Below are 19,066 nucleotides of genomic sequence, written 5' to 3' on the forward strand. Positions count from 1 at the left end.
AAACTCACCGGCCCTTGATGATATATGCTTTTTACCATTTGATCACATCTGCACCAAAACACCTTGTTTTAAGCTCCCCGTTTCGCTATACTCCTTGCCATCTTTCAGAACAATGACCTTCAAATGCGCAACCTGCTCATTGATTGGGTAACTACCCTCATGTGCAACTACATGGAGGATAGTTTTGCTGCCGCTTTTTTTAGCCCGAAATTTCAGCCTGCTGAAATTACCTTTATTAAATTCCCAGCCCTCCCCGCTGTCCCAGTACAGTTCGCCGGTTGCATTGCCACGGCTATCGGGATTAACAAATAGCGTCAAAGTTTCCAGTGATTTTTCCCCGGTATTTTGAATAATGTTTCCAGCCGGAATAATAGCCCCGCTTTTTAGCAATAACTTAGCCTGATAGGGGTCCGACTGCTCGCCATCAACAAGCGATATTTTTTCCCATTTTCCGGCAGGCAATTTTGGTTCTTTGGCAAAAGAAGGGACTACCAACAGGTTGCTGCCTAATAAGAATGTCTGTTCCTCGTCCCTCAGGCTCAGGTCCTTAGGATCGGCAAAAAACGAAGGCTGCATTACCGGCAACCCTGTTTTATGGGCATTGTAAAACAAAGTATAAAACAACGGCAACAAACGATACCGGCGACTGATTGCGATCCTGGATGTCTCTTCTACAGCGCCCCCAAAAGCCCATGGCTCCTTATTATTCGTCCCGGCACAGGCATGACCGCGGGCAAAAGGCAAAAACACCCCAAAGCCAAGCCATTTGGCCCACAAATCAGGACTGGTATTGCCCAAAAAACCGCCAATATCCGGCCCACTAAACGGTTGACCTGATAAACCAAGGGTGATGCACATCGGAACAGAAACCTTCATAAACCGCTCATCGGCCAGGTTATCGCCTGTCCAGGTTGCGGCAAAGCGTTGGCCTCCTAATAAATTGGCCCTTGTTAAAATAAAGGGTCGCTTACCGGGGTTTGCAGCCATCACTCCCTGCCGTGTAGCTTGTACCATTAACCGGCCATAAGCGTTATGATAAAGCAAATGCGGGCCGGCGGGTAATGAGCCGCCGCCGCGATGTTGATTAGTATAAGGCATTGTTCCCAGGCGCTGGTCTTTTGGCAAAGCTTCATCATTAACCGCCGGCTCGTTCATATCGTTCCACACGCCATCTACACCGGTTGCCATAAACTGCTTGTACAAACCGGCCCACCAGTCGCGGCAATCGGGCATGGTAAAATCAGGAAAAGCACAGTCTCCCGGCCAAACTTTTCCATGATATTCCCGCCCGCCAACATCTTTAACCCAGATATCTTTAGCTGAGCCAGACCTGTAAACAGCATAGGTACTATCAGCCTTAACTCCGGGGTCGATCATAAAAACGGAATGAAAACCTTTAGCATGAAGATAGTTGTTCAACCGTTTAGGATTAGGAAAATTGGTTTTATTGAATGTAAAAACACGAAAACCTTCCATATAGTCGATGTCCATCCAAATGGCGTCGCAGGGTATTTGCTTTTCCCGAAAAGTATCGGCAATTTCTTTTACCTGCTGCTCAGAAGCATAAGAAAAGCGGCATTGCTGATAGCCCAATGACCACCTTGGAGGCATTTCGATAGTACCGGTCAATTCAGCCAATCCCTTAACTACCTCTTGCGGCGATTTGCGGTCGATCACAAAAACACGAAATAGTGCACCTTCTGTATTGAAAGCTATTGCTTTTGAATCCGTTTTCAGCCCGGCCTTCCAATAGCTATCAAAAAGTATCCCGAAGGCGGTACCATCTTTCCTTACCCCCAACACCCAGGGATGCGTTTGGTAAAGCCGCTTTCCACCGTCTGTACCATAAGCTCCGTTATCCGTGTTCCAGAGTTTTATGGTTTGGCCATTTCGTAATAAAGGGCCCGTAACTTCGCCGCCGCCATACAGGCTGATATCGCCCTGCAGATGGACAACAGCGCTGGCTTTACCTTCATTAAAAGAAAATTCAGGTACGATATGCCACCCGGCGGGAAGCGCCTTTTTTATAACGGGTTCCTTTTGAAGCATAAGGGATGGCACGAGAGAAGCATCGAAACCTTCGGGAATAAATTCTGCAATGGAATGCCCAATGAGCCCGGATTGCCGGATAGGTATATTTTTTGCCTTAACCGAAGCGAAGACCAGCAAAAAAATGAGAAAAAGATAATACCTGGAAGATGTTGTCATATAAAGTTTATAGTTGATGGATACTAAAGTTGAACGCCAGGATCAAAGTAAAACATGAACCCAACATCTTCAGTATCGCTAAGTTTATATAACCAAAAAAATCCAATATAAAAAAACATCAACTTTCTAATTATAAGATACTTAAACAAAAATCACACACGGAAAATCTCATAAAAATGGCTTGTTTAGGGGCCGTCTGAAGTAGAAAACGATTGTTTTCGAACAGATAGAATACTATTGAAAATTGAGGTTGTGCATTTTAGGTGTAATTTTATCACCGTTTGCACAAAGTATTCTTCTTTTTGTTTACAAACCTGGTTTTGGAACAATGTATATGCCATACCCTATACTTATAGTACACATGGACACCGGCCGAAACAGCTCGAATTAATACACGTTGATAATGAAGAAAAATCTACTATCCGTCATTATATTTTTATTGATAGCCCCCAGCTGTTACCCCCAGGCGCTGAGATCTGACAAAATATTAACGACCCTTAAATCGGAACTTGAAAAGGAACACCTTTATGATCTTAATAAGGAAAAACGGATAAAACAACTACGCAATGAGCTCGATCACACAGACATTAAAAACTTCAATAACCGATACGCCCTTTGCGGCCGGATATTCGAAGAGTACCATTCTTTCAAATTTGATTCGGCTTTCGTATATGTGAGGAAAATGATTACCCTTTCGGAGAAATTTAACCAACCTGAAAACCTGATCAAAAGCAAAATATTACTCGGCAGCACTTTACTCAATTCAGGTTTTTACAAAGAGGCATTTGATATTGTTACAACCATTAATGTAAATGGCTTATCAGATTCATTGAAATCAGATTATCTGAACCTGTGTGCAAGGTTAAACGCAGGAATTGGCGACTATGATAATGACGCCTATTTTTCGAAAATTTATCGCCAGCGCTCGGACCAGGATTTTAAAAGCGCAGAAATTACCACCCCCTCAAATGATTTCGAGAAGACGATCAATTTAGCCTTCCAACCTGATTCTGTCAGGGACAAAAAACTCACACCCAACTTTTACTATAACTTTATCACCGGCCGCGGCCTGTCCCAACACAAGATTGCTATGGTAGCCACCCGGCTAAGCTTTGCCTACACCGGCGATGACCGGATTTTATTCCTGGCACTTGCCGCTATAAACGATGTGCGGTCATCAACAAAAGAAACACTTGCGATATTCCTGCTCGGACAGGAATTGTTTCAATTGAACCGAACAGATGATGCTTATATCATGATGCAACACGCAGTAAAAAATGCCCGGTTTTATGGGGCAAGGAACCGCGAAGTACAGATAGAATCGATCCTGCCGCTTGTTGCCGGTAAGGTAATTGACCAGAAACAACATGAAAGGGATAAACTGTTAATAGGTTTCCTGATATTCCTGATTGTTGCTGTAATACTTGTTTTTGTATTGGTGGTATACCGGAGGCAGATGCAGCGGATAAAAAGTAACGAACGCGTGATTAAGGAAATAAACAACGAACTAAAAAGCATTAATGGTAAGCTATTGGAATCATCGCGGATCAAAGAGGAATTTATTGGCTTGTTCTTTAAAACCTGCTCATCCTATATTGAAACGCTTGATAAAGTTAAACGCAGGGCGCAACATAATATCAAGCTTGGCAAATATAATGATGCTAACATTGTGCTGGAAAAAGTTCAGATCGACAAAGAAAAAGCTCAGTTGTATGATACTTTAGATACGATGTTTTTAACCCTATTTCCCAATTTTGTAACTTCTTTTAATGCGCTGTTAAAAACGGAAGACCAGATTTGGCCCAAAACCGGCGAAATGTTAAATGCCACCCTCCGGATTTTTGCGCTGGTTAGGTTGGGCGTAAGCGAATTGGAAACTATTGCCAAAATCCTTGATTACAGCGTAAGCACAGTATATACTTATAAAAACCGCGTAAAAGTCAAGGCATTGGTGCCTGCCGAAGATTTTGAACGAAAAATAATGGAGATAAAGTTTATTGACGATTTACAATCCATAAACACATCATCATAAAATCTAAAGATATCAAAATAAAACAGCCACCAGACATCATTACAATCGGCGGCTGTTTTGTTAAATAACTGAGTTAATAACCCGGATTTTGTTTGAATTGCGGGTTAACATTCATAATGTCGCGGCCAATCGGAAAAATCTCCGTGTGTTTATCACCGTCGGCTTTTTTGTCCCACCAGGTCCCTGTGTTAAATACTCCCCAACGGATAAGGTCGGTACGCCTCCGGTTTTCACCAATAAATTCCCTTCCCCATTCATCCAGCATTTCCTGGTCGGTCAGTTGGCTACCATCAGATTTATAAAGACTTGATGAACCATCCGGGTAATTTCGTCGCCGTACCTGGTTCAGATAACCAGCGGCACCGGCTTTATCCCCTGCACGGTAACGGCATTCGGCCAGGGTATAGTAAATCTCCGAAAGGCGGATCTCCGCGTAAGCCGAGGTAATCCGGTTCGGATCTGGCGTTGGGTAAAACGGATATTTTACCAGGAACACCCCCGAGTTATGATCGGCATGGTTCATGTCCGATTCCTTGTCGGCAATTTTGATTCCGGGTTTTGCTCCAAGGAACATCCCCACCTGGTCGCGGATGAACAGTGGATATGGGCCTTTATTGCCTTTTACCGTATCCGTACGGCTTACACCGTTTACCAAATGGGTGTAAGGCAGATACCCAAACAGGAACATACCCTCACGCGTACTGTTACCCAGGTTTTTATACTTTTTTAAACGCAGGTCATCCGGATACTTCTGAAACTTAACAAAGGGCTTGCCCAATTGAAAAGTATATTCAACGCTATCCACATCCCGGCCGGGCTGTAACGCGTAACGCGGATTTGACTGACTAAAGTCGGTAAAACCACAGTATAGCGGTGCCGCATCATATGTCATCCCCCAAAAAAACATCCCGCCGTCGTACTGCCAGTGCGTACGTGCCAATGAACCCGGAAAGCCGTAGATCACCTCTGAGTTTAAAGTGGTGTTGGTATAATCAAAAGGCGCATCCCATCGCGTATCAAGCTGGTAAGCGCCATATTTGCCGCCGATGATATCCCGGCAAATGGCCTCACACTCGGCGTATTTATCGGTACCGATATAAACTTTAGCGTTGAGGTAAAGGCGGGCCAACAATGCTGCGGCCCCGGCCTTAGTCCACCGCCCTATACCCGGGGCTCCAAGTTGCTGCCGGGTAGGCAGGCCGTCGATGGCGCTTTTCAGTTCTGATTCAATATAGCTGAATATTTCCTGCGGGCTTGACTGCGGGTTACCGTGGGTGGCGGTTTTCACATCGGTAACAATCTCGATGTTACGATAAAAATCAAAAGCCCTTAAGTAAAACCAGGCCCGCAATGTATGCAGCTCCGCTTTGAAGTCGGTTAATTCAGCATCCGTAACACTGAGCTTTGAAGGGTCTTTGATGCCTTCCATATCTGTCAATGAATTGGTTGCCAATACAATACCCTGGTAAAAGTTTGTCCAGGCGCCGCTGGTAAAGCCATCAGTTATGGTCCAGGTATGGTAGTGCATACGCTGATAATAACCGCCGTCCTGCCAGTCGCCCTGGCGATTGTAAGTACCTATTTCATCTGTGCAGTCTTCGCTTGCCGCATAAACGTCATTACCCTGTATGCTCCAGTAAGCGTGCTCAAACGGGCGTAGGAAATCCCTTATCACATCATCCCGCCGGCTCAGGAAGCTGGCAGCATCTACCTTATCATATACGTGTTCATCCAGTTTGGTACAGCTGCCGGTCAGCATGGCCGACAGTAAAACACCTCCGATATATAGTTTATATTTTTTCATGTCTTTCAGATTTAAAAGGTTGCCTGCAGGCCAAGGATTAATTGAAGTGTAGCCGGATAATAGTTCAGTGAAGTATTCACACCCGGTGTAAGCCCATTAACATTCACCAGGTCGGGATCACCTCCGGTAAACCCGGTAAACGTGTGCAGGTTTCTGCCTGTGGCATAAACACGTATTGATTTGAGGTATTTGATTTTAAACGGCTGGGTATAACCTAAGGCCACATTATCTATTTTTACAAACGAGCCATTCTCCAGAAAATAGTCGGACGCGATGGCGGTTGTTGCCGGGTTGGTTAGCAAAGAATATTTGCTTTTGCCATTGTAGGCCGATTTAAGCACGTTAGCATCGCTCTGGCTTGATGGTGTACCGATGTAAAATGCCGCGGTATTAAATATTTTATAGCCAAATGTACCGCGCAGGAAAATCCCCATATCAAACCTTTTGTACCTGAAGGTATTGCCTATTGAGCCTGTAAACTTCGGCAAACCGTTGCCTACAAATTGCTTATCATCCGACGATGCCTGGTTGGCCTGAACTATGGTACCATCTTTTTTATAAACCTGTAAGGCGCCATCTTTATTCACCCCTGCAGAACGTAGTGTATAAAACTCGCCTATGCTACGGCCTTCCTGAATGCGCTGTATATTACCCGGAGAGCCCGGAGCAGGCAAACCAGCCAGCTCCACAAAGGGTGTGCCTTTATAAACGTTGTTAGAAAACGAAATGAACTTATTACGATTGTAAGCCAGCGCGGCGGTTATATTATAGCCAAATTCCGTATTTCTGATAACAGATCCGTTCAGTGCCAGCTCTAATCCGTAATTTTTCATTGTGCCTACGTTAGCGAAGGTTTGCGACTGAGAATTTGGCGGCAATGGCACGTTATAATACCCCAGTAAGTCCTTGTTTTTACGGATGTAATAATCCAGTGAGCCCGAGATCCGATTATCCAGTATAGAAAAGTCAATACCTGCGTTGAAATTGATCGACTTTTCCCATTTCAAATCCGGATTAACATTTGAAGTAGGGCCATAAACCTGGTAAACCTGCCCGTTATACGGGAAATAGCCTGCGCCACCATATAAAAGCAGGGAAAGATAGTTATCGAAATCCTGATTACCAGTAATGCCGTAATCTGCACGTAACTTAAGGTCGTTTATCCATGGAAGTGCACCTTTCATGAAATTTTCTTCAGAAACGCGCCATGCGCCCGAAACAGCAGGAAAATTGCCCCATTTGTTTTTAATACCAAACTTGGATGATCCTTCACGGCGCAAGCTGGCTGTCAAAATGTAACGATTATTGAAATCATAATTTAAACGACCGAAGAATGAGATCAATGTAGAACCATTTTGAGTTGAACTTACAGCCGATTGTCCCTGGCCCGCGGCACCGCCATTATACAGCCCGGAGCCAAGGTTATTCCACAGGTATGAATCAAATGGAAAATCATAATTCTGGGCATAAAAGGTGTTGTAATTATATAATGTATAAGAATAGCCACCCAATGCTTTGATGTGATTTCGGCCCAGGTTAAACGAGTAATTACCCGTCCATTCAACATTTTTCTGATCGTTTTCTTCCTGCCGCTGCGACGCGAAGTTGGTTTGGGTTATTTTACCGGCGTGCACAATTGATGATAGCGTTGAGGGTGTGAAGTTCAGGCTCCTCACCGACCGGCTGATCTCAGATACGGTTACCGTTGTGCTCAGGTTTTTCAGGATGTTCACCCTTAACGATCCGTTAATGTCCATCTCTTTAATTTGCGCTTCTGATTTAATCACATTTGCATTCTCAACCGGGTTATTGGAGAAGAAACCGGTATTGATATAGTTATACTTCCCAGCGGTATCATAGATGGGGTAAGTTGGGTTTAAGGTAAGCGCATTGTTAAAATTGCCCTGGTCGGAATTCTTGGTATTCATGTACCTGGGAGCAATATTCAATGTTGCTATAAACACGCCATTATCAGAAGTATGGTTCACATTGATCCTTGCACCATACTCTTTTTTATGTGCGCGCAGGTCAATACCATCGGCATTACGATAATCGGCCGATGCAAAGTAATTCGTTTTACCAGAACCGCCCGACAATTGAACCGTGTGTTTTTGAGCAAAAGCCGGCGAATTGGTGACCGCGTCCATCCAGTTTGTTTTGGCACCATAATCCTGCCCCTGACTATTTTTTACCCTGTCGGCAATAAACTCATCGGGGGTAAGGTTTTGCAGCCGGTTGGTTAAATAGTCGAAACTGGCATAACCTTCATAAAACGTGCGCGCTTGTGACGAGCCTTTTTTGGTGGTAATAATAATAACACCGTTACTTCCCCTTGTTCCGTAAATAGCAGAAGCGGCCCCACCTTTAAGCACATCTATACTTTCTATATCATTTTGGTTGATATTATCGATATTGCCTCCTGGTACACCGTTTACCACGTATAGCGGCCCTAAACCGGCATTACGCGACGATACGCCCCGCAACTGTACGTTAGGCGATGAATTTGGATCGGCGCCGGCTGTATTAGTGATGCTAAGGCCGGCAACTTTGCCCTGCAATGACATTAAAGGGCTGTTTGACGCCACAGGAAGCAGGTCTTTTGATGAAACGTGTGTGATAGCGCTTGACACCTCGCGCTTGTCGAGCGTTCCGTATCCAACGCTTACTACAACAACTTCCCGGAGTGAATTACTCGCGGCAGCAAGTGCCACGTTTAAAGTAGCATCCTGAGTTATCGGTACCTCGCGGGTAGCATAACCGACATAAGAGAAAGAGATAGTTTTTGCGGATGCCGGTACATTAAGTGTATAAACACCCTTAGCGTTAGATGTAGTGCCGACCGATATACCGGTTACCACCACGCTAACACCCGGTAAAGGCGTGCCATCGGCTACATCCGTAACGGTACCAGATATAGTTCTGTTCTGAGCCAGCACAGGTGCGGTAAATATACAACAGAGCGCTAACGCGCTTAGTCTGAGTAAAATTTTCTTGTACATAAAAGGAAGTTATAAATTGGTTTTTGAGGTTAAATTGGCCCGGAAATAACGCCTCGGGCCACGGCGAAAAGCGTACCATAAAGGAGGTGAATGTGTCCTGTTCTCTGTTTTCATGATGTTAGATTTTGTTGGTTGTTCGGCGTGGCAGATCGCCGATTGGTTGGTTGTGAAATTAGAAAGTAACCATTTATAAAATCACAATCCTGGTTTCAGCCAGGAGAAAATCTCAGAGAAATAAAATACAAAATACTGTATACAAGCACGATAACATCGCTCGATTGACAAAAAATCTCAACAGAAATAACGTACCGGGTTATTGGATACCTGCATTAAAACGGCGACGAATTAAGTGGAACCGGCAGTATCAGGAGTAATGCTAAACAATTATTTGAGGCGGGCAACCCGCCGTGTTGAAATACCAAACAAATATTCAATGAATTAACTATCAGCCATTCAATAACAAACACAACTGATTGTCAAAACTTACCTAAATTGAACGACAGAGTTTTTTGATGTTATTTTCATGAAAAAAATCGTTTTCTTAAAACCAAGAAATACGAAACCATTCGTACATTTGTTTAATCGACACCCTATTTACCAAATGAAAAAGGCTATTATTTTTTTTGTAATATTTTTATCAGGATATATTGCTATCGGCCAAGTTAAACCCGCTGGTATTGATATCACAGAAATCATCAACATTGGCGGCATAAAACAGGTATTCAGTATAAAAGGTAAAGAATATGGTATGCCGTTAAATTTAGTGGTAGGTTCAACAACCGGCAACCTGCCGGACGAACCATGTACCAGACTATTTCGGCACTTTTATTATCTTTGCGCTTTCCATAATTGATTTATCATGACTGAACTTCCACCTTGCCCGGTCTGCCGGTCTCCCTATACCTATGAACTGGATAGCCTGTTGGTTTGCCCGGAATGTGGGCATGAATGGCGTACCGTAGCAGAAACCACACCTCAGGAGGGCTTTGTGGTTAAAGACAGTAACGGCAATATCCTGGTGAACGGCGACACGGTGGTTACGGTTAAAAACCTTCCGGTAAAAGGAACATCCCAAACCATTAAGGCCGGCACTAAGGTCAAAAATATCCGCTTAGTAGAAAGCGACCATAATATTGACTGTAAGATCGAAGGCTTCGGCGCGATGGCGCTCAAATCAGAATTTGTTAAAAAAGCTTAATATCCCCGATATCGGGCTATTCCTTAGCGTTAATGAGGCTTACACTTTGCCTGCCAGCGGCATCCGGCATCACAAGAAAGAAATAGTAGCGGCTTTTAGTTTTGCCTTCTTTATATTTTTATTAATAAGTTTTGTGAAGAAATCCGGAGCGACCCGGCTCATCCACTTCATCACATTTGATAGTCCGGGCCTTATTTCCATTTTATCATTTAATATCCCTTTGATAACGGCAACGACACCGCGTCCCTTCAGATAGATAATGAGCAAGAAAACCAATCATATTCCTGTAAATAAATTGCCCGAAGAAAGCTGCCGTGGCATTATGATGATGCGGGAGTCATTTAACGGTTCACCCAATTCAGAACAAGTTGAACGTTCTCACCGGGATGGCGGTTATACTTTTATTATCCAGGAAAAAGGGAAAACCTTTATCGAAATTGATTTCCAAACGCATCATATCCAGGCACCGGCTGTTATCTTTATCCACCCTCACCAGGTGCACAGGGTTATAGCGTTCGAAGACGCGATGATCTGTACCTGGATTATAACAGAGGAGAACCTCCGCCCGGAATATTTAAGCCTGCTGGAAGGGCTTGCGCCGGTAAACGTGTTGCCGGTTATTCCGGACACGCTTGCTATACTCACGGAAACTGCGGCGTTATGCATGAAACTGTCTGAAAAGAAAACAGCCGTACTTTATCATTCCATTTTAAAGGAAAGCGTTAATACGCTGGTCGCATTAATTATTTCGCATTATCTTACAGTATCCCAGCCATCTGAACATCATAACAGATTTGAGAATGTAACCAGGGATTTTAAAACCTTATTGGAGAAACATTATAAGTCGACAAAAAATCCATCTGAATATGCCGCCAGGTTAAATTTATCCCCCTCATACCTGAATGAATGCGTGAAGGCTGCTTCGGGAAAGCCCGTATCCTCCCACATTCAGCAACGTGTGGTGCTGGAAGCGAAACGGCTGCTTTATCATTCAGGCAAATCTGTAAAAGAGATTGCCGGCGAACTGGGCTACAATGACTATTCCTATTTTACACGATTGTTCACCAAGGTTGTGGGCTCGTCGCCAATTATTTTCAGAAGTAAAAACCGCGAATAGTCCTACACTTGCGAGATTCGATCATTGTCTCTCTTTCATTTCCGCCGTTCCTTTGTGCTAATTAAAACACACAATGGAAATAATGCAAACACCGGAATTGTTACTTCATAAAAATATTGCTATAGTTGGTGGCGGCCCGGGTGGCCTTACCCTTGCCAGGCTTTTGCAGCTAAAAGGCGTGCGGGTGAAAGTTTATGAGCGCGATGACAGCCAGGCAGCACGTGTACAGGGTGCAATTGTCGACCTGCATTTCGATTCCGGCCTGAAAGCCATGGAAGCTACCGGGCTCATGGAGGCATTCAAAACAAATTACATGGCAGGTGCGGATAAATACCGCTTGCTTGACCCAAAGGGAAATATTTTGTTAGACGAAGGTAACCGGGCCGGCGAACCAAATTTCGGTAATCCGCAGTTCAGGCCTGAAATAGACAGAGGGGCACTGAGAGATCTGTTAATAGACGGGTTGCTGCCCGACACCGTAATATGGGATAGCCAGTTCGTAAGCATGAAGGAAATTGATCATAAGTGGGAATTGCAGTTTAAGAACGGAAAAACCGCTACCGCAGATATTGTTATCGGATCAGACGGTTATCGCTCCATGATCCGGCCTTACCTCACTAACGTAAAAGCACTATATTCCGGCGCGACGATTATCCAGGGCGAAATAGATGAACCGGAAACAGCTTGTCCGGAATTCTACCAGTTAGTAAACCAGGCGAATCTGATGGCCATGGGGAACGGAGCAACTATAGCAGCACAACCCCGTGGCGATGGCGGCTTAACTTTTTACGCTGCATCCTTATACCCGGAAAACTGGGTCAAAACCAGTGGTATTGATTTCAGTAACCCTAAAGATGTGCAAGACTACCTGATCAATCATTACGAAGGTTGGAACCCTGTGTTTTATGCATTATTTAAAGCTTGTACCCATTTTGTTCCCCGCCCGCTGAATTACTTTCCTTTAGAAAACAGATGGGAGACCAAAGATAACATCACCCTTATAGGTGATGCTGCCCACCTGATGCCACCTAATGGCGAGGGGGTTAACCTGGCCATGCTCGATGCCCTGGATCTGTCAAATTGTTTGGCTAATGCACATTTTACAAACCTTAAAAACGCTGTTGCAGCTTACGAAAAGATCATGTTTGACAGGGCTGCGCCATTGTGTAAAGAAACGATTGAGGGTATAAGCGACTTTGCTGCCCCTACGGAAGATTCCGTGCAGGATTTGATTAAAATGCTCAGCTAAAAGTACATCAGATTGATTTTCCTCAATATCATGAAGCGAAATACCAGCCCTGATATGGCATCGCCAATTTCCCGCCGATAGACGAAACGTTTACAATTTTAGCTGATTGATTTTCACGAATTTTCGGCAGCACTCAAGACGCTCAAACACTTAACATATTACAATACAGGTAATTAATCGGTTTTCATTGAGTAAATTTTACCAAGAATTCAACTCAACGAATTATACATTTTTTATATGCGATTTATTGCATATTTTGAGTGTTTTCTGAAAATACAAAAGCCTGTAATCGTATGATTTACAGGCTTTTGTTAGTTTTTGATATTGTTATCAGCGGTGAGGGAGGTATTGGAACCTAGCCTATTATAATGTTGATTTATAGCGTTTTAAGTACCGTGAGATAATCAGGCGCCACAGATGTCGCTCTTTTTATTACCTCTGTAAATCTTAAATAAAGATACACTATTTTCAAAAAACCAGCAAGTTGAGAGATTATAATTTTAGGCGATGGAAAGGCTTTCTTTGGAAAAAACATTTCCTATGCACTTTTACCACCCGGATTATTTTGGATGGTAAAAGTGAGCCTCAACCGAAATTCAGTTAACTGCTGCCTTTAAAACCTAATGCCGTAATTTGATAGCTTTGCGCGCTGCAAACAACCGGGACTGTAAGCACAATAACAATAAGGTATATTTTTTACGTTCGTTAATTTAGCAGGCTTTATTTTTCCGGGGAAATAGAACCCGTAAAACGAAATCAAACAAATTGTTCAGCCGGGGCAGGAGCAATCATTGCTTTGGAAGAATGGTTACAATTACTCTTTTATACCGGGTTAGCCGGGGCGTTCCTTTATCGGTAACCTTCAAAATGAAGTGCGTAGTTTGGAGGCTACCTACCTCCGGCGCTTTTAACTCTGGAATGACAGACATATTTTCTGCCGGAGCGACCGCTATTGTATTATGCAGCGTTCCCGCTTCCTTGTATTGAAACCAGTGAAAACTCAGGGCATCCCCATCAGGGTCATAGGATGCACTGCCGTCAAGACTAAATGTCTCGCCGGATTTTACTGTGAGCTGTTCAGGCATATTGAGTTTGGCAACCGGTGGGTGATTGGCAGCTTTATAATCCTTATTGCACCAGGCCATTCTTGCCGCAAAATCATGCTGGATTTCTTCTCTCCATCTCCAAATGGTTACATGGTTGTCTTTGTATGTACCCGTGTCTTTTACAATGGCACGCCCCCATTTGCCCTGCACCCAGGGTGTATATTCGTCTTCGGCATTTGTCCAAAATGGTCTCGTCTCTTCTTCCAGCGGAACAATCCATTTCAGTTTGGGGTCGAAGGGTGGTTTGTAAAATTCATAACGTCCACCCCAACCTCCCCAGTTTGGATGCTCGGGGTTGTTCAGTCCATTCGGAATCAGCGAGAGCCAGGACGGGGTATCACCCTCCATACCAAAAGACACATCGGGATAAATTGCCCCCAACGGCCCATGTCCCTGCTGGATATTTCGCATAAGCCAATCATTGCTCACGACTTCGTTGTTGGCGCCGGGAAATACGCTCAAGATGGCCGACCATGTAGCCGTATAATAATTTCCAGGGCTTGCAATGTAGAACAGACCGGGGAAATTCCTCCGTATCCATGGCCCCGAATTATCCTGGTCGGAGATTGTGTATACCCTGAGCTTGCTTATCAACCTTTTTGCTTCCCCTTCGCTTTTAGTCTCCCTTATTTTCCAGAGTGCCTGCGCCAGTACATTCGGGCCGCCCCAAACAGTCACCCATAAAGGGCGGCTGTCATTCTTTTCAAGCATCTTGATCACCCAGTCCGAACCTTCCGAATCTTTGCCTTTTCCTACGCCTTCCATCCCATAAACCGGGAGGCCTTTTTTTACCAGGCTTAATAATTTTTGCGCTGTCGGAAATCCCGGTTCATGCTTTAGAAGATTAGGTTGCACCTTCTCATAACTACGAATAACTTTTTCAATGAGTTGCGGGCTAACCTTTTTTGATTGATGAATGGATGTTGAAGCGATGAGCCCTTCGATGTCGATTTGATTTGTGTATAGCATTAACCGGACCATCGACATAAAATCATCAGGCTCGTTTCCGATGTCTGTAATAACAACCAGCCGATGTTTGGCAATTGTTTGTGCAGAAGCCGTAATGTGTGTTACAAGTATAATACTTAATACAACCAGCGCAACTAGTTTTAGTCTTGTTTTCATTATTTTAACGTGAGTTCGGGATAAGAAAAGCATATAAAAAGAGAGCAAAGGGTGATTTTTTCTCGTAAATAGTTGACAATAAATTTATTAAAAAATATCAACGCCCCATACTCAGAGATAAAATCATTATTAGGACACGACAATCTGTACTGTAACAATATCGGCTAAAGTGTGGTCAAGTCTTTCTCACCCACTCCTCCTGCGAAGCCGTCTCTGGGCTGGCATTGAATCTGAAATGTATTTGATTTTTTTATTTTCCCTGTTTCGCTTGTAATGGACCTTGTATCTATTCCGTCTTTGAATAAGCGAACATCATCCGAAATTCGATTAACTGATGCCTTTAAACCTAATACCGAATTTTGGTAGTTTTGCACCCCGGAAATAACCGGGGCGCAAAGCACAATAACGGTAAGATATATTTTTCAATTTTTGCTTTCGCTAATTTGATACACTTTATTTTTCCGGGGAAATGGAATCTGTTATGTGAAAAAAGTCAAAGTCGGCCGCCCCTCCTATATTTTTTGTCGCGTAGTTAAACAAAGCAAAACGATAGCCCATGAAATGCGGGAAGGTATAGGCCATTTTTAATTGTGTGCCCAATGGTATCCACGTTTTCCCGTCCAGGCTGTAAAAAAAATTAGCCACGTCTTTTCTGTTCGTAAAATTGCATTCCGCCTTAAAGTATACTACCTTTTGGTTTAAGGGGATTGTTTGCGCTTCTACAGGTTTTCCGGTGCTTGCATTGATCATGACGATAGCTTTGCTATCCCCGGTTATTTTGACACCAGCCAACCCGTAATTTTTTTGCAAAAGGCCCAAACCCGCAAAATCACCATCTTTCATATTAGAAACGTCGAGCGAAACTGTCCCGGAGCATACCGGGCCTATGGTGCGTTGTGTCAATGAATTTCGAGCCGTCAGGAAATTGGTGTCAATCCTGCCGGTGGTGAGTCGTAAATACCCTTTCCGCGCGGTAACAGACCACAAACTATTATCCGGGTTGTGGTTCCATTGCCAAACCAATGGTAATGCCCGTTCACCTTTTTTCCGGGCAAACTCGTCTGAAGCTACAATTCCCGGGATCAAACCTTTACCGGCCGGAAGGTCGAGTGTATCGGTCACTTTGCCGTGGTTGCCGAAAACGGGCCATCCGTCCTCCCACTTTACAGGGACCAAATAGGGAATACGGCCCACCGAGCCATAATCACGGAACAAATAAGAATACCAGGCTCCATTTGGCGCTTCAACCAATCCGCCTTGGGCAACACCCAGATCCTGGAGGCCAATCCGTCCTTCGTACGGGCCGGTGATCTTATCTGCCCGGTGTATGATAACAGTGCGTACGTGGCCCGGTGGCCATGTAATATTGAAAAGATAATATTTGCCGTTTATCTTAAACAGCTGAGAGCCCTCCGGACCGAGGCCGATGCCGCCCGATGGCACGTTTGCTTTTTTAATGATAACCTGGTCCGTTCCGCCAGGTTTTATACCGGAAAGATCGTCCTTTAATTCAACTAACCTTAAATCTCCGCTCCCGCTAATCATATACGCTTTTCCGTCATCATCAAAAAACAAGGAGTGATCACCCAGGTCGGGGGCAAATGACCTGGCTTTCCATGGGCCTTTTTCGATATTTTTAGTACTGTAAATGTGCATTTTGCCGGTATTTGCAGAAAATGTGCTTACATAATAAGTACCATTATGGAAACGAATAGAACTTGCCCACGAACCCTCCCCATACATGTTTTTGCCATTTGTAAGATTTGTTGCATCAATATTTGCTAAAGTATCATACGCATAACCCACCGTCTTCCAGGTCACCAGGTCGTTCGACTTCATAATCGGGACACCGGGACTCATATGCATTGTTGTGCTGCTCATGTAATAGCTATTGCCTACACGTTCTATTGATATGTCCGGTACATCTGCATAAATAATAGGGTTAGTGGCTTTTTGTGCGTATAAACACGGCACTGTAAGGGTGATAGTTAAGGTTGTTATCCATAGCTTGTATATCGTACTTCTCATATTGACATTTGGTTTTTTTGTCCTGGTATTCTTACCTGGTTTCAATTATTTAGTTAATGTATTTATTTGAAGCACGCTTACTGAATATGGATCGAAGGTCCTGGTAAACTTAGCGCCGGCTACTTTTATCCTGGAGGTAACCGGAACTATTTTTACCGGATCACTGATCGTGTTCGTATCTTCGGGTTTATCACCTTTTATTACTACCAGAGTACCTTCTGGTGACAAATTTCCGGCACCCTTTAAATCAATATCAACCTGCTGCGGCTTTCCTGTTGCATTTACTACTTTAAGAAACAGTTTCCCCGTTTTGGTGTCCCGGGTAGCTACATAAAACATGCCTGGTATAGGTTTGGGCATGTTGTTCGCCGCGCTGTCCTGTTTGGTGGCAGGCCTGGTTTGGGTGGGGATATTTGCGCCTGCTACAGGCACCACTTTATTGCCGATATAGCTGTTAAACATTACCTGTACATAGTACGAGGGCGAACCAAAACTTGTCAATGCATCATAACCTATCAGGTTTGATTCCCATTGCCATGCTTTCGGCACGGTTGCAGTAGCCTTATTTACATTTGCAAGTAATGGCGCATAGCATGAACGGATAACCAGGTCCGAATTGCGCTCCATACCGGTCATCCAGGCGGCATCGCCAAGGGCAGCATTCAAAGTGGTGGTGGGCATGCCTTCCGTTGTTGCCCATTCACCTACAAACACTTTATATCCATTGCGGTCGTACTTATCATAGTGTGCTGCGTCCTCTTCCATCCCCCAGGCATTGCGGTAATAATGTTCATCTACAATTTCGGGCTTGCGGATAGTTAATTTACTCCTACTCCCAAGCCAGTCCTTACCGCCGATGGTTGCAATACAATGAAGGTTCGGGTATTTGGCTTTAATGCCATCATAAAACTGGGCAAAACGTCCGTCATAACTGCCAGACTCGTCAAACCCGTCCTCGTTACCAATCTCCACATAGCTGAGTTTAAAAGGCGCCGGGTGCCCGTCTGCCGCACGCTTAGCGCCCCAGTAGGTGTGTATGTCGCCCGTAACATATTCAATTTCATCAAGCGCATCATCCACATATGGCTTTAAAAGCGGGCCGGCATCCACATGGTCGCCGTCGAGTGAATAGCCGGCATAAACTGCAAGCAGCGGTTCCATTTTCAGGTCTTCGCACCATTCTAAAAATTCAAGTAAACCCATTCCGTCGGTAGGGCGATAGCCCCATGAGCCGGTATGGCCAGGACGATTTTCAAGCGCGCCTAAAGTGGTCTTCCACGGGAAGGCATCAGTTAGTTTCGGGCCTTCAAGAAAATTACCGCCGGGGAAACGTAAAAAACGGGGTTTCATATCGGCCAGTAATTTCATGATGTCTACCCGGTTCCCATTCGGGCGGTTATGATAGGTTGGCGGAAATAAAGAGACGAGGTTAAAATAATAAACCCCGGTACGGTTTGTCGAAATAACAAAACGGGCGTCAGTTGTTGGTTTAACACCGGCGCCTGTTATTAATTTGAGTTCATATTTTTTCCAAAAGGCGCTTTTTATCAAATTAATAGTTCCCGAAGCATAAACCGTTTTACCGTCATTGCTTTCTATACTTACGGTTACAGGCCCGGCGGTGTTATCAGCAATTACCGGAACAGTAACCGTAGGCTTGGGCTCCCAGGGGCGAGGGGGAAATGGCTTGCTGTCCGTGCCCTTCATATAAAACGAAGCGCTATAAGTTGTATTAGGCAAAACAGGTATGCCCCAGTAACCTTCATTTGCAATACCGGCCCGGCCGCCGCCGGTGTCCACCGATAGCCTTAAACAGGTGGTTAACGCGCCGTTAATGGCGTGGCGCTGCTGATTGTTGGGTACATTGCCGGGGTTTGCGGCAACTAATTGAATGGTGGCCTTCGCAGAACCTTCCCTGATCACGCTCCATGCTTCCGGCGTATTTGGGTTGTCTTTAAATATCCTGTTTCTGATCAGTTCGGCATACAAACCCCCATCGTACGAATGGTTGATCTCTTCGGTCATCAAGCCATACAGTTGCGAGCTTACATTTGCGCCGGGTTTGGTTAAATCAAGCGTTAGCTTAGGGTTTTGCGCTTTTAAGCTTGTTGTTGTGAACAGAAACAGGCACAAACTTGAAATGGATAATAACTTTTTCATCGTGAAATTTAATATTATTTATTGTGTTTTTTACACTTAT

11 protein-coding genes are annotated in these 19,066 nt (G+C 44.3%); 5 read left to right on the forward strand and 6 right to left on the reverse strand.

Annotation, left to right across the window (positions count from 1 at the left end; genetic code table 11):
• Positions 1 to 42 precede the first annotated feature (42 nt).
• On the reverse strand, positions 43 to 2,208 hold the full coding sequence (locus tag FSB76_RS04395; RefSeq protein WP_147052369.1) for a TIM-barrel domain-containing protein: 2,166 nt from the start codon (positions 2,206 to 2,208) through the stop codon (positions 43 to 45).
• A 403-nt stretch (positions 2,209 to 2,611) separates the two neighbouring features.
• Between FSB76_RS04395 and FSB76_RS04400 the strand changes: the two genes are divergently transcribed.
• Positions 2,612 to 4,240 carry a DUF6377 domain-containing protein gene (locus FSB76_RS04400; RefSeq protein ID WP_147052370.1) on the forward strand — a complete coding sequence of 543 codons (1,629 nt, stop codon included), beginning with the start codon at positions 2,612 to 2,614 and terminating at the stop codon, positions 4,238 to 4,240.
• A gap of 73 nt (positions 4,241 to 4,313) precedes the next feature.
• On the opposite strand, the gene FSB76_RS04405 is transcribed toward FSB76_RS04400, so the two are convergent.
• Complete coding sequence (locus FSB76_RS04405) at positions 4,314 to 6,044, reverse strand: RagB/SusD family nutrient uptake outer membrane protein (protein ID WP_147052371.1); 1,731 nt, start codon at positions 6,042 to 6,044, stop codon at positions 4,314 to 4,316.
• Positions 6,045 to 6,055: 11 nt separating this feature from the next.
• Positions 6,056 to 9,043: a SusC/RagA family TonB-linked outer membrane protein gene (locus tag FSB76_RS04410; RefSeq protein WP_147052372.1), complete on the reverse strand. Its 2,988-nt coding sequence runs from the start codon at positions 9,041 to 9,043 to the stop codon at positions 6,056 to 6,058.
• Between the two features lie 601 nt (positions 9,044 to 9,644).
• Between FSB76_RS04410 and FSB76_RS04415 the strand changes: the two genes are divergently transcribed.
• The 4 genes from FSB76_RS04415 (at position 9,645) to FSB76_RS04430 (ending at position 12,607) form a co-directional block, all read left to right on the forward strand.
• Entirely contained in the window at positions 9,645 to 9,896 is a 252-nt protein-coding gene (locus FSB76_RS04415; protein WP_147052373.1) for a hypothetical protein, read from the forward strand.
• 6 nt (positions 9,897 to 9,902) lie between these two features.
• Positions 9,903 to 10,241, forward strand: coding sequence for a zinc ribbon domain-containing protein YjdM (locus FSB76_RS04420; protein ID WP_147052374.1), 339 nt, complete (start codon positions 9,903 to 9,905; stop codon positions 10,239 to 10,241).
• Positions 10,242 to 10,500: 259 nt separating this feature from the next.
• The gene (locus tag FSB76_RS04425; RefSeq protein WP_147052375.1) at positions 10,501 to 11,358 is read left to right on the forward strand and encodes an AraC family transcriptional regulator; all 858 of its coding nucleotides are present in this window, start codon (positions 10,501 to 10,503) and stop codon (positions 11,356 to 11,358) included.
• A gap of 73 nt (positions 11,359 to 11,431) precedes the next feature.
• The gene (locus FSB76_RS04430; RefSeq protein ID WP_225976421.1) at positions 11,432 to 12,607 is read left to right on the forward strand and encodes an FAD-dependent oxidoreductase; all 1,176 of its coding nucleotides are present in this window, start codon (positions 11,432 to 11,434) and stop codon (positions 12,605 to 12,607) included.
• Between the two features lie 788 nt (positions 12,608 to 13,395).
• On the opposite strand, the gene FSB76_RS04435 is transcribed toward FSB76_RS04430, so the two are convergent.
• The 3 genes from FSB76_RS04435 to FSB76_RS04445 all read right to left on the reverse strand — a co-directional run bounded on the left by FSB76_RS04435 (position 13,396) and on the right by FSB76_RS04445 (position 19,026).
• Positions 13,396 to 14,838, reverse strand: a complete 1,443-nt coding sequence (locus FSB76_RS04435) for a DUF1593 domain-containing protein (protein WP_147052376.1) — start codon at positions 14,836 to 14,838, stop codon at positions 13,396 to 13,398.
• 453 nt (positions 14,839 to 15,291) lie between these two features.
• Positions 15,292 to 16,866, reverse strand: coding sequence for a glycoside hydrolase family 43 protein (locus tag FSB76_RS04440; RefSeq protein ID WP_147052377.1), 1,575 nt, complete (start codon positions 16,864 to 16,866; stop codon positions 15,292 to 15,294).
• Positions 16,867 to 16,911: 45 nt separating this feature from the next.
• Positions 16,912 to 19,026 (reverse strand): alpha-L-arabinofuranosidase C-terminal domain-containing protein, encoded by a 2,115-nt coding sequence (locus tag FSB76_RS04445; RefSeq protein WP_147052378.1) that lies wholly within the window; start codon positions 19,024 to 19,026, stop codon positions 16,912 to 16,914.
• Between the last annotated feature and the right edge of the window lie 40 nt (positions 19,027 to 19,066).

The sequence above is a fragment of the Mucilaginibacter ginsenosidivorax genome (assembly GCF_007971525.1).
In the GTDB taxonomy this organism is placed as follows: domain Bacteria; phylum Bacteroidota; class Bacteroidia; order Sphingobacteriales; family Sphingobacteriaceae; genus Mucilaginibacter; species Mucilaginibacter ginsenosidivorax.

Coding starts and splice junctions, on each gene's coding strand:
- FSB76_RS04410 (WP_147052372.1), bottom strand. CDS start 9,043: ATGTACAAGAAAATTTTACTCAGACTAAGCGCGTTAGCGCTCTGTTGT.
- FSB76_RS04440 (WP_147052377.1), bottom strand. CDS start 16,866: ATGAGAAGTACGATATACAAGCTATGGATAACAACCTTAACTATCACC.
- FSB76_RS04430 (WP_225976421.1), top strand. CDS start 11,432: ATGGAAATAATGCAAACACCGGAATTGTTACTTCATAAAAATATTGCT.
- FSB76_RS04400 (WP_147052370.1), top strand. CDS start 2,612: ATGAAGAAAAATCTACTATCCGTCATTATATTTTTATTGATAGCCCCC.
- FSB76_RS04405 (WP_147052371.1), bottom strand. CDS start 6,044: ATGAAAAAATATAAACTATATATCGGAGGTGTTTTACTGTCGGCCATG.
- FSB76_RS04415 (WP_147052373.1), top strand. CDS start 9,645: ATGAAAAAGGCTATTATTTTTTTTGTAATATTTTTATCAGGATATATT.
- FSB76_RS04425 (WP_147052375.1), top strand. CDS start 10,501: ATGAGCAAGAAAACCAATCATATTCCTGTAAATAAATTGCCCGAAGAA.
- FSB76_RS04445 (WP_147052378.1), bottom strand. CDS start 19,026: ATGAAAAAGTTATTATCCATTTCAAGTTTGTGCCTGTTTCTGTTCACA.
- FSB76_RS04435 (WP_147052376.1), bottom strand. CDS start 14,838: ATGAAAACAAGACTAAAACTAGTTGCGCTGGTTGTATTAAGTATTATA.
- FSB76_RS04420 (WP_147052374.1), top strand. CDS start 9,903: ATGACTGAACTTCCACCTTGCCCGGTCTGCCGGTCTCCCTATACCTAT.
- FSB76_RS04395 (WP_147052369.1), bottom strand. CDS start 2,208: ATGACAACATCTTCCAGGTATTATCTTTTTCTCATTTTTTTGCTGGTC.